This window comes from Microcystis aeruginosa NIES-843, from assembly GCF_000010625.1.
Taxonomy (GTDB): Bacteria; Cyanobacteriota; Cyanobacteriia; order Cyanobacteriales; family Microcystaceae; genus Microcystis; species Microcystis aeruginosa.
In genome coordinates this window covers 217,467-232,705 of sequence record NC_010296.1, presented here as the reverse complement: position 1 = coordinate 232,705, position 15,239 = coordinate 217,467, and the positions used below count along the sequence as shown (strand labels likewise).

The 15,239-nt window shown below is 42.3% G+C and carries 12 protein-coding genes; 2 read left to right on the top strand and 10 right to left on the bottom strand.

Annotation, left to right across the window (positions count from 1 at the left end; genetic code table 11):
* The first annotated feature begins 7 nt into the window (after positions 1–7).
* On the top strand, positions 8–1,276 hold the full coding sequence (gene cbiE / locus MAE_RS01210) for a precorrin-6y C5,15-methyltransferase (decarboxylating) subunit CbiE (RefSeq protein ID WP_080506920.1): 1,269 nt from the start codon (positions 8–10) through the stop codon (positions 1,274–1,276).
* Positions 1,277–1,357: 81 nt separating this feature from the next.
* On the opposite strand, the gene MAE_RS01205 is transcribed toward cbiE, so the two are convergent.
* The 10 genes from MAE_RS01205 to psb30 form a co-directional block, all read right to left on the bottom strand.
* Complete coding sequence (locus MAE_RS01205; protein ID WP_012263890.1) at positions 1,358–2,572, bottom strand: ISL3-like element ISMae36 family transposase; 1,215 nt, start codon at positions 2,570–2,572, stop codon at positions 1,358–1,360.
* 269 nt (positions 2,573–2,841) lie between these two features.
* Positions 2,842–3,276 carry an endonuclease domain-containing protein gene (locus tag MAE_RS01200; RefSeq protein WP_012263968.1) on the bottom strand — a complete coding sequence of 145 codons (435 nt, stop codon included), beginning with the start codon at positions 3,274–3,276 and terminating at the stop codon, positions 2,842–2,844.
* Positions 3,277–3,464: 188 nt separating this feature from the next.
* Positions 3,465–5,327: a GUN4 domain-containing protein gene (locus MAE_RS01195; protein WP_231859694.1), complete on the bottom strand. Its 1,863-nt coding sequence runs from the start codon at positions 5,325–5,327 to the stop codon at positions 3,465–3,467.
* 252 nt (positions 5,328–5,579) lie between these two features.
* Positions 5,580–5,843: a hypothetical protein gene (locus MAE_RS34600; RefSeq protein ID WP_012263966.1), complete on the bottom strand. Its 264-nt coding sequence runs from the start codon at positions 5,841–5,843 to the stop codon at positions 5,580–5,582.
* Between the two features lie 174 nt (positions 5,844–6,017).
* Positions 6,018–7,427 carry an IS4 family transposase gene (locus tag MAE_RS01190; RefSeq protein WP_012263965.1) on the bottom strand — a complete coding sequence of 470 codons (1,410 nt, stop codon included), beginning with the start codon at positions 7,425–7,427 and terminating at the stop codon, positions 6,018–6,020.
* 455 nt (positions 7,428–7,882) lie between these two features.
* Entirely contained in the window at positions 7,883–10,324 is a 2,442-nt protein-coding gene (gene ppsA, locus MAE_RS01185; RefSeq protein WP_012263964.1) for a phosphoenolpyruvate synthase, read from the bottom strand.
* A 350-nt stretch (positions 10,325–10,674) separates the two neighbouring features.
* A complete protein-coding gene (locus MAE_RS01180) occupies positions 10,675–10,929 on the bottom strand; it encodes a UPF0175 family protein (RefSeq protein ID WP_012263963.1) in 255 nt (84 codons plus the stop codon).
* 73 nt (positions 10,930–11,002) lie between these two features.
* Positions 11,003–12,451: a M16 family metallopeptidase gene (locus MAE_RS01175; RefSeq protein ID WP_002797635.1), complete on the bottom strand. Its 1,449-nt coding sequence runs from the start codon at positions 12,449–12,451 to the stop codon at positions 11,003–11,005.
* 207 nt (positions 12,452–12,658) lie between these two features.
* On the bottom strand, positions 12,659–14,215 hold the full coding sequence (locus tag MAE_RS01170; RefSeq protein WP_012263962.1) for a M16 family metallopeptidase: 1,557 nt from the start codon (positions 14,213–14,215) through the stop codon (positions 12,659–12,661).
* Between the two features lie 282 nt (positions 14,216–14,497).
* Positions 14,498–14,617, bottom strand: a complete 120-nt coding sequence (gene psb30 / locus MAE_RS01165; protein WP_002736367.1) for a photosystem II reaction center protein Ycf12/Psb30 — start codon at positions 14,615–14,617, stop codon at positions 14,498–14,500.
* A gap of 175 nt (positions 14,618–14,792) precedes the next feature.
* Here psb30 and MAE_RS01160 point away from each other — a divergent pair, with 175 nt between their 5' ends.
* Positions 14,793–15,131 carry an ArsR/SmtB family transcription factor gene (locus MAE_RS01160; RefSeq protein WP_002737698.1) on the top strand — a complete coding sequence of 113 codons (339 nt, stop codon included), beginning with the start codon at positions 14,793–14,795 and terminating at the stop codon, positions 15,129–15,131.
* Positions 15,132–15,239 lie beyond the last annotated feature (108 nt).

Sequence of the window (15,239 nt, the reverse complement as noted above, 5' to 3'; positions counted from 1 at the left end):
GAGCCTGATGGCAGATAATGAAATAGTAGCGATTTTTTTTAATATGGCGGATCGCAATTGTCAGTCGAAATGGCTATCGATCATAGGAATTGGTGAAGATGGCTTAGAAGGGTTAAGTTCGGTAGGGCGAAGTCTGCTTTCTTTAGCATCAGTTATTGTCGGTGGTGAACGTCATCTGGCAATGTTACCCTCAGAGGATCAACGGCAAAAACTGCTCTGGACTTCTCCCATCCAAGACTCTGTTAACGAGATTATCCGCCGTCGTGGTCAATCCGTCTGTGTTTTGGCCAGTGGTGATCCCATGTGCTACGGAATTGGTGTCACCCTCACCCGTCAGATTCCCCTTGAGGAAATGACGATTATTCCCTCTCCTTCTGCCTTCAGTCTTGCCTGTAGTCGTTTGGGTTGGCCTCTGAGTGAAGTGGAAACTTTGAGTTTGTGCGGTCGGCCTCCGGCTTGGTTGAATGGGGTGCTTTATCCCGGCGCTAAACTGCTGGTACTGAGTGCCGATGCCCAGACTCCAGCGATCGCTGCTCGGCTTCTCAGGGAGGGAGGTTTTGGCGAGAGTCGCATCACGGTTTTAGAACATCTAGGGGGAACCCTAGAACGCCACATTGAAGGCATCGCCAACGATTGGCAGTTTACATATCTGGCGGATCTAAATGTCATCGCCATTAGCTGCATCTCCTCCCATCCCCCCACCCTGGCGCCGCGCCTTCCCGGACTGCCGGATTCTGCTTACCATCATGACGGACAGTTGACAAAAAGAGAAGTTCGTGCTATCACTCTGAGTACATTGGCTCCCCTACCCGGACAATTGCTCTGGGATGTGGGGGCAGGTTGTGGTTCCATTGCCATTGAGTGGCTGCGTAGCGATCGCCGTTGCCAGGCTATTGCGATCGAACATCATCCCACCAGATTACAATACATTGCCGATAATGCCGCCGCCCTGGGAACGCCCCACCTGCAAATCGTCGCCGGAATCGCACCGAGCGCCCTGGAAGATTTACCGCAACCGGATGCTATTTTTATCGGTGGCGGTATCACCACACCCCACCTATTGGAAACCTGTTGGTTAGCCCTGCGCCCCGGGGGTCGTCTTGTTGCCAACACTGTTACAATTGAAAGCGAATTAGTCCTCTTGCAATGGCATAGTAAATTAGGAGGGGAACTGCTGCGAATTGGCATTGAAAAAGCCGAACCGGTCGGCAAGTTTTTAGGTTGGAAAGCCATGGCCCCCGTAACCCAGTGGACTGTTCAGAAACCGAGATTGTAAATCCTTGATTTTGTCCTTGATCTCTGTGGCAAAAGTTGTATATAGAACTTTTTGGGGCTCTTCGTTACCCTTTATGCTAAATCAACATACAAGATGCCAAGATAACATACTTCTAACCCAAAAATTCCGAAAGTTTCTAAAGCCATAGCCTCTCCGTTTTATTAGTTTAAGTTTATTGTTGATTCCTTCGACCACCCCATTCGTTGTCCTTCGCTCGAAATAACTAATTATTTCTCCAAACCAGTTTCGGATTGTTTGACAACTCTTGGTAAAAACACTGGAGGATTTTGCCAACCATTCCGAGATGGATAGCATTCCCTCTGTCGGATTCTCTGAGGTTTCATAAATCTTTCTAAATTCTTCCTTTAATTCCTGCATCTTTTTCAAATTTGGGAATTTTTCTTTGATAGCTTCTAGTTTAATTTTTTGGGGTTCCGTTAAATCTTCTTCATTTTTTAACAGGCTATATTTACTTCGCTTTAAAACTTCTAGCTTGGCTTCTTTTTCTGCTTTCTGTTTTTTATTTTTCTGCGCTTCTACGGCTCTTTTTTCTGCTCTTCTCTGTTCGTCTAACTCTTGATTAATTTGTTTCATTACATGGAATCTATCGGCGACTACTTCGGCCGATGGCATCAATTCTTTCACCAAATTTTTATAAGGCAACCAAAGGTCTATGCTCACTTCTTCAATTTGCTCTAACACCTCTTTTCCCCAGCCCGTAAGCGTTTCTCTCAACTCTTCTTGTGTTCGCTTCTCTAGAATAGCTATTAGTTTTCCCGTATCTAAATTTACTAAAACCGCACAGTAATTTTTTTGTCCTTTGACTAGAGCGATTTCATCAATTCCTAGTCTTTTTAATTCCGATAGGTCTGGCTCTGTAATTTCTTCGGCGATGTCCTCTATCATTCTTTGAATCTCTTCTTCCGTTACGTCATTTATTCGACTAACATTTAAAATATCTCCTTCTTTTAATTGTTCGAGTATATTTGCGGCTAGTCTTTTCGTATAGGTTCGTTTCTTGGCGACAAAATCTAACTCTTCGCTAAAGGGTCTCTGACAATTATCGCACTTAAATTGACGACGATTAACTTGTAGGTATACTGGTTGACCTGAGATTGGTAAATCTTTGACTAAATGTCGATGATTTTGGTGGAGTTTATCGCTCTCTAACCCACAACGAGGACAGGTTGCTTTTTGATTTTTCGATTCGATTCGGCAAACTATACCGATATTTTCTAGGTGTAGATAGCCTTGAATACAGGTTCCTTTTAGGTTCAAAAATTTGTCAAGTATCATAAGTAAAATAATCTCGTTTTTGGCTATTATATCAAATCTTAACTCAATTGTCTATCTTTTGGTATTAACCTGTTTGTGCCTTAAGTCCTTCCCTGTATGGATTTCAGCTACTTTTGAGCGTAGGCGCTCTCATCGAATTTTATTTTAAGTTAATTATTTGCATAACAATTCCCGAAGAGCCCTTTTTGGGTATTCTTTTCCTCTCTAATTAGTTAGGTGTTAAAAATTGTCAGATCCCCCTTAATAAGGAGGGATCAAAGCCCCCCTTATCAAGGGGGGTTGGGGGGATCAAAGCCCCTTAATAAGGAGGGATCAAAGCCCCCCTTATCAAGGGGGGTTGGGGGGATCAAACTTCCAATTACTCCACAAACTCCCTCAAAATTACTCAAAACTTCTTGATTAGTAAAGCGGATTACTGTTAATCCATAACCTGATAAAATTTGGGTTCTTTCTAAGTCATAGTTCTGAGCATCTTCCCTATTATGACTATCACCATCAATTTCAATCACTAATTTTAATTCTGGGCAATAAAAGTCAACAATAAATTGATCAATCGGTCTTTGACGATGAACTCTATATTGAAAATTTTTTAAGTATTCATACCAAAGTTTTCTTTCAGCTTTGGTCATATTTTTACGGAGTTCTTTGGCTCGTTCTACGAGTTTGGGATTGTAGGGTAGATGATGATGATTGGTTAATTGCATAAGCTTACTTTCTGGTTAGTCATGTTACCGTACTTAGCCCCCCTTATCAAGGGGGGCTTTTTACTGGTTGAATTTGATCCCCCCAACCCCCCTTGATAAGGGGGGCTTTTTACTGGTTTAAAATAATTGGTTAATTGCATAGGTTTGATCCCCCCAACCCCCCTTGATAAGGGGGGCTTTTTACTGGTTTAAGATGTATAAGTCTGTGATATATTACAGGTTACAAGTCGCTGCGCGAGAAAAGAGATTCTAACTTCTACCCCTCGATCTACCCACTCTTTTATATCCCAACCATATATCAGGTGAGGTAGGTGTGCGTGTTTACTACCATCTAATAAAAAAGTTAGCTGATCATAGCTCAACCAGTCTCCGCCCCTGCGCCAACCCACCTCGTCGGCAAATTTTTCATACACCTCATAATCGTACTTCCCTGGGACACCACCGCAATCCAGCCAGACTTTTTTCTGCACAGAAAAGCCAAATTTGCCGCCGCTATTATCTACCCAGAGCTTATCAATCGTGCGTAACTCTTCACAGGGAAAGTTGTTAATGCTTTCTTCATCTAGCCAGCCTTCATCTTCCCTTTTAGCAATTAACAACATTAACCGCGCCGTTTCCTCATCGGCTTCGCGCCATTGGCCATTTTTCAGATAGGTTTCTAGTTGGGTAAAGAGAGAAGTCTGTCGTTTTTGTTCTAAAAATTCCAAACCTCGACGTTTTTTAACAGGTAATTCTCGATAACATCGCTCCGCTAATCCCTGAGCTTTAGGATTATCTTCTTTATTATAGAAATACACAATAAAATCAGTCGGATTAATCAATAAAGTGGCATACATAATACAAGCCTCGTACCAGAGATTTTGCTCCCAATTTTCCCAGAGTAAATTTTCCTGCTTTAACCGTTTAACTTCCAAAGCAATTAAATAGGATTGAAAAAAATTATGGGCAAACTCATAGTATTCATCCCTTTTCAAAATTAACTCGCTCACATGAATTAACCGCTCTACAAAATCCTTAGCCGAAGTGCTTTCAGGATAACCCAATTCCTGAATAAAATTTTGTATAGAACTCAGTAATTCCGAATATTCAATCGTGGTTGTATTTCCCATTTTCAGGGCTAATTGTTGTAATACCCGTTGACGATGATTTTCCTCATTATTATCTAAAATCATATCAATGCCCCTAGCTTGAGGGCGAGTGATCAATTGCAGATCAAAAATTCGGCGAAATAAATCCACTCGTTGCTGAGGTAATTTTTGTCCCGAGCCAAAGTTTGCCCGATGTAACTGTACTATCATATTCAGATTTAAGGGATTTCTCGCCAAGGCTAATAGAGTAGAACTTTCCTCGGAATCATCGAGAGCAAATAACTGATTAATTAAATCCTTTGCTTTATTGTCGGCAGCTTCTTGTTTAGCTTTTAAACTTCTGCTAACTCTGGTTTCCTGCTCTTGCCAGAAATACCATTTATACACAAAATCCCGAATATTTTTATCGGTAAATTCATTAATAAACACCTTTTGCCGAGGTTTATGCTCAGAGCGAAACGCTTGATAGCCTTTGGGACGAGAGGTTAAAATAAAATAGTTTTGGCGAAAATCATGCCACTGTTTGCCAATCCATTGACTGACTTTTTCGGCATATTCGGGTTTAACTTCATCAAAACCATCAAACATCACTAACATTCGCTGACGGGTTAAATGACTTTTAGCCCAGTTCTGAGGTAAATCTAATTCTTGAGAAATATCTTGTTTAAGATGTCGCTCAATTAAAGTCGGTAAATCTAATCCTTCTGTGGTGGTAATCACTTCCTGCCATCTCCGTAAACGTAAAAAGACAGGAATTAAAAAAGGTGCATTTTGTTTCGGTTGTTTTAGAGCGTAGTTATAGGCTAAATGACGCAATAAAGTTGTTTTTCCTCGTCCACCAGGAGCCAGAATTAACAACCGTAAATTTGTCCTCTTTTTAGCCCGTCGCAATAAATCCCAAATATCATCCCCCGTACCTTTAGACTCTTCTTCTGAGCGCAGTTCTAATTGACTCAGATCCAAATTAATAAAAATTTCTTCTAGTTCCGGAGTAGAAAAACCAAAGATTGCATCTTCAATCCCTTCAATATCATCATAACGACAATCTGAATCCCGTAATTTAATTAAATATTTCCCGTCAGGATTGGCTAATTGCCAACGTATTTTTTCCAGTCCTTTGTCTAGCCAAACAAAAAAGCTTAAGGCTGTACCTTTACCATGATTTTTACCTTTGGTTCTTGCTGTTTCTAAAAACCCTTGACTCCAGGCTGATCCTTAGGTAAAAAAGCCCGTGACGATAAAGGTGACTCCCCCGACAATAATCGCCTTAACCGTGTCATGTTGACTAAGCCAAGTTAAGATGCCTGTAATGCTACCCCCGACAATTGGAAGGGAAGGAGCGGAGGTTCGGAGTTGATGGGCAACAAAAGCAGTGATTTTTCCCGTCCAAACTTCAGCCTGTTTACTTTCCTGTTCAAAATCTGATTCTTTTTTCTCTTCAGATTCGGATGCTTCTGGCTTTGTGGTTTTATCGTCCATAAACCCCCTTTGATCAACCTCTTCTAATTATACTAGACCCCTTTAGAGTGGTGTTATTGGCTTATAAGTAGGTAGGCGTTAAAAATTATCAGACACCCCCCTTATCAAGCTATCCATTAGTCACATCTTTCTTAACATAAAATTTGACAAAAAGAGAAAAGTGTGCCAGATGGCTCAAGGGGGTTCTATAGGGGGACTAATTTGATGAGATAGTTTCCAAGTCTGGCTGATATCATGTAACCTTCGCAGTCCCAACCAAATAGTTTTAACACCAGGTTCACCGTCACCTTTTCTACCTAAAAACCCCCCAAGAGAAGCAATCATTCTGACCGCTTCTCGAAAGGAGGGCGGCTTTTCAGGTGGCGGACTCTTTTTATGAATAGTGGCACACAAAGATTGCCATTCATGTTCTTCCAAAAAACTTTCACAACTCTCCTCTCCGTGTAAGCGTGCTTGATAGGTTAACCAAAGTAATCTCCAAGCTACAATTGAATAGGTAGCTAAGGCCATCTCAATTCTCCTACCCGTTTCTAATTGCAGTTTTTCTAATCCACAACCACTTTTTAAAACAAAATGATAGCGTTCTATTAACCAGCGATAACTATACCAGCGCACACAGGTTATCGCTGATTCAAAGCTACTAATGTCTAGGCTAGTTAAGAGCAGCCAACTGATAGGATTAACTCCGCTATGCGGATTTTCTTCTTCAGCTAAAATTACCTGTAATTTGACCGGTTGACGAGGGGTCGCCTTGGAGTGATGGCTAGGTACTTGTATTTCAAAACTGGCAAATCTAACTGTTAGTTTAGCTAGTCTAGCCTCGTGATTAGGATTGCGTTTTACTTGCACATCTAAGGTCCCACAGGCTTTTATTTCTCTGATGGATTGATGTAAATATTTAGGCTCTGAATGCCCTGACCTTTGCTTGTCTTCGAGATAGTTAACTTTTCGGTTATGAGTTCCTCGAATTAATAAATGAGAGTTAGGACTTCTTGATTGGGCAAATAAATCAAATATGTCTGCCTCACAATCTCCGATTGTTACTACTTGAATATCTTCGGGTATCTGTTGTTGTGTTTCTGACAAAGAATCTAACCATCTTTGACTTTCTTTTTCTTGGGTTTCTCTTTTTTTGCGTTGCTTGGCAATCCCTAAATTCTTTTCTTCTCTTGCCCAGACATATTGATTAATCAGTCCTAAAGGTATTCCGACTGGGGACACTCCTAAGGTGGTATGAACTTTGAGACCAAAGGATTTTTTATAATCTAGATAACCCATGCCTTTTTTGGCTTTTTGCGTCGTAAAGTCTAAACTTGTTGTGTCTTGCACTGCCAAAACTATTGGATGTTCTTTGATTCTTTCTACTGTACTTTTGGCCTGGGCGGCAATTATATCTGAGGGGTGAAAATAGGGGGAATTCCAAAAGTCGTAGGTGGCACTCGCTGCGGCTAGATTTCCTGAAGCTTGTGGCACACTTGTACTAGGTTGACTGGCCAAGTTTTCCACGATACTGATTAACCTTTTCTTTCTTCTGGTGTCCCCTAGGTCTGCATACTGTAATTCTTGGGCTGCCCATTTCTCCATTTTTTTGCTTACCTCCACCTTAATTCCTTCTTTCAAAACTATACCTATCAATCGTTTCCCCTTTTTTTAAGTTTCTTCTCTTTTTGTTAAGAAAGATCCGACTAATGGATAGCTTATCAAGGGGGGATTAAGGGGGGATTAAGGGGGGATCGGCACCCCCCTTATCAAGGGGGGCAGGGGGGATCGAACCGGAAATGTCGCTTTTTTATCCCGATGGACAAGCTTTCACTAGCTATAATCAGGAAAAACAACGAGCGGAACGATTAGCCAATAAACTGCGGGAATTAGGCCTTAATCCTGACGAAATCTAAGTTTATCTCTTGATCGCAGTTTAAAGTTAATCTTTGTTAAGAGACAACTAAAAAATAGCCATTGGGCTATATGTATTTTCAGTATGATGAAGTTAGTTGGCTTAGTACAAAAAAAGGTGGGCAAGTCCCACCTTTATCACTAAACTATTGTCCTTGCTCCACTGCTGCCACCATCAATAAAGTCTTGAGGACAGAATCAGGATTAAGACTGATAGAATCGATGCCTAATTCCACTAAAAATTGAGCAAATTCGGGATAATCACTGGGAGCTTGACCACAGATACCGATTTTGCGATTTTGGGCTTTAGCGGTTTCAATGGCCATTTTCACCATGCGTTTAACTCCCTCATTCCGTTCATCAAAAAGATGGGCAACTAGGGCAGAATCCCGATCTAATCCTAAGGTTAATTGGGTCAAATCATTAGAACCGATCGAAAATCCGTCAAACACCTGAGCAAATTGGTCGGCAAGAATTACATTACTTGGTAACTCACACATCACATAAACTTGCAAACCATTAACCCCGCGTTCGAGACCATTTTTCGCCATTTCTTCGAGGACTCTCATCCCTTCTTCGGGAGTACGACAGAAAGGAATCATCGGAATCACATTAGTTAATCCCATTTCTTCCCGTACCATTTTCAGCGCCCGACATTCCAAAGCGAAAGCCTCGCGATAATTAGGATCAGTATAACGGGAAGCGCCGCGCCAACCGATCATCGGGTTTTCTTCCTTGGGTTCAAAGGGTTTGCCACCCAATAAATTAGCGTATTCATTGGATTTAAAATCGGACATCCGCACAATTACATCTTTGGGGTAGAATGCGGCTGCAATCATGGCAATTCCCCGGGCCAATTTATCGACGAAAAATTGGGGTTTATCCTCGTAGTGTTTGGTTAATTCGGCGATTTGGTCTTTTACGTCTCCTTCTTCCAATTCGTGGAATTTCAGCAAGGCGCTGGGGTGGGCCTGAATATGGTTAGCGATAATAAACTCTAGACGCGCTAAACCGACCCCTTGAGCAGGAATATCGGCAAAAGCGAAGGCTTTTTCGGGATTACCGATATTCATGAGGATTTTTGTCCGAGTTTGGGGCAAATTGTCCAGGGGAGTTTCAATAATTTCAAAGGGTAGCAATCCGAGGTAAACTTTCCCTTCATCCCCCTCCGCACAGCAAACGGTGACTTCCTGACCGGTTTTAATCGTTTCCGTGGCATTATTGCAACCCACGATCGCCGGAATGCCCATTTCTCGTGCGATAATAGCGGCATGGCAAGTACGACCACCCTGATTAGTAACGATCGCGCTTGCTTGTTTCATAATCGGTTCCCAGTCGGGATCCGTGCGATTGGTGACGAGAACTTCTCCCGGTTTAAAGTTGTTGATTTTGTCTACACTGAGGATGACTCTGGCTTTTCCTTGACCGATTGCCGCACCTACACTCCGTCCCACCGCTAAAACTTGACTTCTTTGCTTAATTTCGTAGGATTTAAGGATATTAGCTGCTTTTTGCGATTGTACGGTTTCTGGACGCGCCTGAACGATAAAGAGTTCTCCCGTGATCCCATCTTTTGCCCATTCGATGTCCATGGGGGTGTAGGTTCCGCGCACTTGCGAGTAATGTTCCTCGATTTGGGTCGTCCAACGGGCTAAAGTGAGGATTTCTTGGTCACTAATGCAGAATTGATCCTGTTCTAGCTTGTTAACTCGGATATTCTTGGTTAGACGCGATCCTCCATCATCGTAGATCATCTTGATGGCTTTACTGCCGAGGCGTTTGTCGAGGATGGGTTTGTAACCGTTTTTAAGAGTGGGTTTAAAAACCAGATATTCGTCGGGGTTAACGGCTCCTTGCACGACATTTTCCCCTAAACCGTAGGCTGCCGTGATTAAAGTGGCATTTTTGAACCCTGTTTCCGTATCGATGGAAAACATCACCCCGGAGGTGGCTAGATCTGAACGCACCATTTTTTGGACACCGACGGAAAGGGCGACGGCAAAGTGATCGAAACCGTTATGATGACGGTAGGAAATAGCGCGATCGGTGAATAAAGAGGCAAAACATTTATGGCAAGCTTCTAAAACTCCCCTTACCCCTTGCACGTTGAGATAGGTTTCCTGTTGTCCGGCAAAACTCGCTTCTGGTAAGTCTTCGGCAGTGGCGCTTGAGCGAACGGCCACATCTATGGAATGATAGAGATCATCGCCATAACGTTCACAGAGTCGGCGATAGGCAATAGCGATCGCATGACTTAAATCATCGGGGAACGGTGTATTGAGAATTAATGTGCGTGCTTGTTTACCTTTTTCTTGCAAGTTTTGGACATCGTTTTCGTCTAAATCTTGGAAAATTTGTCTTAATTGTGCGTCTAGTCCGGCTTTTTCGACAAAGTGACGGTAAGCGTAAGCGGTGGTGGCGAATCCTGTGGGGACATTAATCCCTTTCGGGGTTAATTGTTGGATCATTTCGCCTAATGAGGAGTTTTTCCCACCGACTAATCCCACGTCTTTGCTGTCTACTTCTTCAAACCACAGAATTAATGCTTGTTCTCTAGAGGTTCTCGCAACATCTTGTAGTAGCATCATAAGTATTTTTACCTCTGTACTTTATACTTTCAGTTTAGCGACATACCATCTTCAAAAACCCTTGAGTTTGATATTTATTTACAAAACTATATAATAGCAAACTCAGCTACGATCACCCTATCTCTAAAGGGTTTAATTGTCTAGCTACTTAACACAAAAATTAACAAACTAATCAGGAGTCTCAACAGTAACTTTCCTGAATGATAGCCTTAGTTATCTCAAAATAGTTACAGCAGTTATCTCAATGGTGAGATAGGAAGTTTTCGTTTTGGGGAGTCGGTCGTCAGCAGTCAGGAGTCAATACCAAATTAGGTTATACTTTTTTTTATGAGAAGGGCTGTAATTTAGCTTTAGGCATTTTCAAGGTCTGATAATAGTTCTTCTTCTGTTAAGTCAATCATCCCTACGCCAAAATCGGTCAATCTCAATAAAAAATTAACCCTATCCACTCCTAATAAATTGGCAGCCATACCCGATGAAATACGTTTCATCTCAAAGAGTTTTACTACCATAGCCCAGGTTGCTTCTCTCTCGAATTCCTCTCGTGTTTTTTGAAGAAAGTCGGGTAATTTTTCAGGATAATTTATGGTGAGTTGTAAAGTCATATATCGTGCTATATTTGTCCCATTTTTCTAGGTTGGATTTCACCTAGTTTAGCTCAATCCAACCTAGATTTATTTATATTTGTGTGATGGTGACATCAACAGTTTTAACCGTAGTTCCCAAACTGGATAAGGGAGGTTGAATTTCCTGTTCATTACCCACCACAAGAGTCACAATTTGATTCGGTTGTAGATATTGTTGGGCCACTCGTTGAATATCGGCAATTGTCACCCCTTTTACCGCTTGTTGATAACGGAAGATAAAATCTTGGGGATAACCATAGTATTCATAGGTCATCAATCGCGATAAATTTTGAGCAGGTTTCTCAAACTTAAAAACAAAAGAATTGAGAATAGCATTTTTAGCATCTTCCAATTCTTTGGCAGTAACGGGTTGATTGCGAAGTCGCTCGATTTCGCCTAAAATTGCCTTAATAAAAGGTACGGTGGCATCGGTGCGAGTTTGACCTCCGGCAATAAATAAACCGGGATAATCATAACGACTATTCCAGATACCATAGACAGAATAAGCTAATCCTTGACGGGAACGCACTTCATTAAATAAACGACCACCAAAACCGCTTAAAATCTCATTCAATACCGTTAAAGCGGGATAGTCTGGACTATCCAAACGACCCCCAAGATGACCTAATAAAACGCTACTCTGGGTTAATTGGGGTTGATTGACAACAAAGACACCTTGAAGATTTTTTTGGGTTGCAGAAGGGGTGACAATTTTAGTGGCAGTGGCGGGATTTTTCCAATCGCCAAAAGTTTTATTGATTAATGCTTTCATCGACTGAGAATCAAAATCACCGACAATTCCTAAAATTATTTGGTCGGGACGGACATAGGTACGATAAAAATCGATTAAATCCTGACGGTCAATATTAGCTAAAGTGCTATATTCTACAGTACGAGCGTAGGGGCTATTATCACCATAGACTAGCTTTTTAAACTCCCGACTAGCAATATCATCAGGATCATCATTACGTCGGGCAATCGCGCCTTTTTCCTGAACTTTGGCTAATTCTACCCTCTGACTTTCAAAAGCTGGGGAACGCAAAACCTCGGCAAAGAGATTAAAAACTGCTTCTAAATCTTCACTAAGAGCGCTAAAACTAGCAGTTCCAGCGTTAAGATCGATCGAGGTTTCTACTAGGGCTGCTCTTTGTTCTAATAACTGATTTAAGACATTAGAAGGATGTTTCTCCGTGCCACCACTACGCAGCACGGTTCCAGTAATATCGGCTAATCCGACTTTTTCCCCGGATTCTAATCTCCCTCCTGTCCGAATCATCGCCGTACCACTCACTAAAGGTAAGCTCCGATCCTCCACTAAATAAACCACCATACCATTATCTAGTTGATAACGTTCGTATTGGGGAACTGTCACTTCAGGAAGAGGAGGAAAAGTTAAATCGGTAAAATGTCGCGGGGTTTGGGCAATTGCCGGGGAACGAAAAGCTAGGACACCTATCAGGGTGATCAGGATTAAACCTAGCCATTGTAAGCGTTTTTTCATGATTATATTTATTTTAGGTTTTGGGTGTTAGGGTGTTAGGGTTTTAGGGTGTTGGGGTTTTAGGGTGTTGGGGTGTTGGGGTGGTCACTGCGTGCGCGTTGCGGGGGGTGATGGGGTTTTAGTTGAAATTCGCCCACTTCCCCACTTCCCCCACTTCCCCACTTCCCCACTTCCCCCATTTCCCCACTTCCCTATCTCCCCATCTCTCTATTTCGGTAAAATTCGGCCAATAGTGCGATTTTCGGGGGTAAAAGTCTCTTTAGCCACCCGTTGAATATCAGCTGCGGTGACAGCATTATAAGCATCTAATTGGGCGAATAAATTACGCCAATCGCCGGTTTTTACCTCGTATTCAATCAAGGATCGCGCCATGCCCATGTTAGAATCAAGACCTCTTAATAGGGCTGCCCGTAGTTGATTTTTAACCCGTTCTAATTCCTGTTCCGAAACCGGTTCATTTTTCAATCTTTCCAACTCCAAATTCAAACCCTGCGCTACTTCCTCCACACTGGCATTAGGAGCGGTAAGAGCATAGAATAACAGCAAATTCGGGTATTTATCTCCCGGAAAGCCGTTAAATCCCTGGGCAGCGAGGGCAAGTTGTTTGTCCTCCACTAAAGCTTTATACAGTCGCGAAGTTCTTCCTTCACTCATTAAAGTGGCGATAACCTCGTAAACCGCATGATCGGGATGATTGAGGGCGGGACGATGGTATCCTTCTAAATACCAAGGCTGCGAGGCTAATTTTAGGGTAATTTCCTTTGTTTTGGTTTGGTCCGGTTCCACTACCGTCACCTGTGGGGGTTTCGGTTTAGCGGGAAAACGACCAAAATAAACCTTAGCTAACTGTTTGACCTGTTCTGGGTCCACATCCCCGGCGATAGCTATGGTTAAATTACTGGCAGCATAAAATTTATCGAAAAAGTTTTGGATATCTGAGGGTTCCAGATTGCGAATATCTCGATCGTAGCCGATAACGGGACGTTTGTAGGGATGGACAGTATAAGCTTGATCGAGAAAAGCTTCGATTAATAGACCCAAGGGGCTATTATCCGTCCGCATCCGTCTTTCTTCCAGAATTACGTCTTTTTCTTTGTAAAATTCCCGTTGGAACACCGGTTCTAAAAATCTTTCCGATTCCAAAGACATCCACAATTCCAATTTATTCGACGGGAAACTGTAAAAATAGCTAGTTGCATCACTGGAAGTGGTGGCATTTAAACCGACTCCTCCCTGAGTTTCGACGATTTGCCCGTATTCGTTGCGTTGGACGAATTTCTCGGACTCTGCCTTAGTTTTTTGAAATTCTTCCGTTAATTTGGTCACTTCTGCGCTTTTACCCGCTTTTTTGGCCGCTTGTAGTTCTTTGTCTATAGCTTCAAGGCGATCGAGGACTTTTTTCTCGCTAAGATAATCGCTAGTACCGATGGTTTTTGTGCCTTTAAAGGCTAAATGTTCCAAAAAGTGGGCAACTCCTGTTTTACCGTCCGGTTCATCGGCACCTCCCACATCCGCGTAGGTGACAAAGGAAATAACCGGGGCATCGCGATTTTCTAGGATAATGAATTTTAGTCCGTTGTCGAGGCGAAATTCGGTAATTTTTTGTTGAAATTGCTTAAGGTAGGGGGTAATCGATTGTACATCGGCTGATTGCTCTTTCGCTTGGGCAAGAAGGGGTGAGAAACTCCCAAAACCCCAAAACACAAGGAAAGCCACCCAAAAGCCGATTACAGCCCGATAATAGGGGTTATTTTTAATGATCATAGATAGTTTTATCAGGTATCGTGGGAGCGAGAGATCGATCGCTCTGTTCGATCTTAGCAGTCGATTGTTAGGAGAGGGGGAGTGGGAATTGTGAATTATGAATTATGAATTATAAATTATGAATTGGGAAGTGGGGAAGTGGGGAAGTGGGGAAGTGGGGAGAATAAATAAAAGCAATCTCCTGACTCCTATCTCCTGACTCCTGACTTTTAGACAAAAAATCTCTCCCTAAAGAGGAGAGAAGTCAAAAAAGCACGAATAACAATGGGGGGGAGGCGGTTTTTATAGGTCGCCACCACGAAAAGCTAGTAGGAAAATGACAAAGGGGCCAGCTAACATGATTAGCGCCACGAAGGTGAGTTGAAAAATGGGTTCTAAATTGAGAGCCGCAAATAATTCCATGATGTCTCCTAACCTGTTTACAATGATTTTAAGGGCTAATCTGGTCAAAACCATTGTCTATCATACAGGGGATGATTCGCTGGTTTTCCTGATTCGATACAAAAATACATAAAGTTTTGTTGCAATTCTGAATTTTCCCGCTTTCCTCTTTCCTTCCCACCGAGGGACCATCTCAATGTTCAACTCTCTGACCACATCTCCCGACTCGTTAACCCAAATTTACACTGGTTTTCAGGCACTCTCGGATCCCCTACGGCTGCAAATTTTGCAACTGTTGCGACATCAGGAATTATGCGTCTGTGAATTGCGCGACCATCTCGATATCGCCCAATCTAAATTATCTTTTCACCTAAAAACGCTAAAAGAAGCTAATTTAGTCCGCAGTCGTCAAGAGGGTCGTTGGATCTACTACAGCCTGAATCTATCTCAATTTCTTCTCCTAGAAGAATATCTATCCGAATATCGTCGTTTTGCCGCCCTCGTCCCCGCTCGTTTCTGCGAGGAAAATCAGTAACCGATCAAGATTTTTAGAAATATTAAAGCTTTATGACTAGCTTTTACCCTTGACATATCAACTTTTTTTGAAATAATAAAGGTGGGTTGCCCAATCTCCCATTATTCC

Bases quoted from the DNA above. Each gene is read 5' to 3' on its own strand.
- MAE_RS01200 (WP_012263968.1), bottom strand. From the start codon at position 3,276: ATGCAATTAACCAATCATCATCATCTACCCTACAATCCCAAACTCGTA.
- MAE_RS01190 (WP_012263965.1), bottom strand. From the start codon at position 7,427: ATGGAGAAATGGGCAGCCCAAGAATTACAGTATGCAGACCTAGGGGAC.
- psb30 (WP_002736367.1), bottom strand. From the start codon at position 14,617: ATGGAATTATTTGCGGCTCTCAATTTAGAACCCATTTTTCAACTCACC.
- ppsA (WP_012263964.1), bottom strand. From the start codon at position 10,324: ATGATGCTACTACAAGATGTTGCGAGAACCTCTAGAGAACAAGCATTA.
- MAE_RS01170 (WP_012263962.1), bottom strand. From the start codon at position 14,215: ATGATCATTAAAAATAACCCCTATTATCGGGCTGTAATCGGCTTTTGG.
- MAE_RS01175 (WP_002797635.1), bottom strand. From the start codon at position 12,451: ATGAAAAAACGCTTACAATGGCTAGGTTTAATCCTGATCACCCTGATA.
- MAE_RS01160 (WP_002737698.1), top strand. From the start codon at position 14,793: ATGTTCAACTCTCTGACCACATCTCCCGACTCGTTAACCCAAATTTAC.
- MAE_RS01180 (WP_012263963.1), bottom strand. From the start codon at position 10,929: ATGACTTTACAACTCACCATAAATTATCCTGAAAAATTACCCGACTTT.
- MAE_RS34600 (WP_012263966.1), bottom strand. From the start codon at position 5,843: ATGGACGATAAAACCACAAAGCCAGAAGCATCCGAATCTGAAGAGAAA.
- cbiE (WP_080506920.1), top strand. From the start codon at position 8: ATGGCAGATAATGAAATAGTAGCGATTTTTTTTAATATGGCGGATCGC.
- MAE_RS01205 (WP_012263890.1), bottom strand. From the start codon at position 2,572: ATGATACTTGACAAATTTTTGAACCTAAAAGGAACCTGTATTCAAGGC.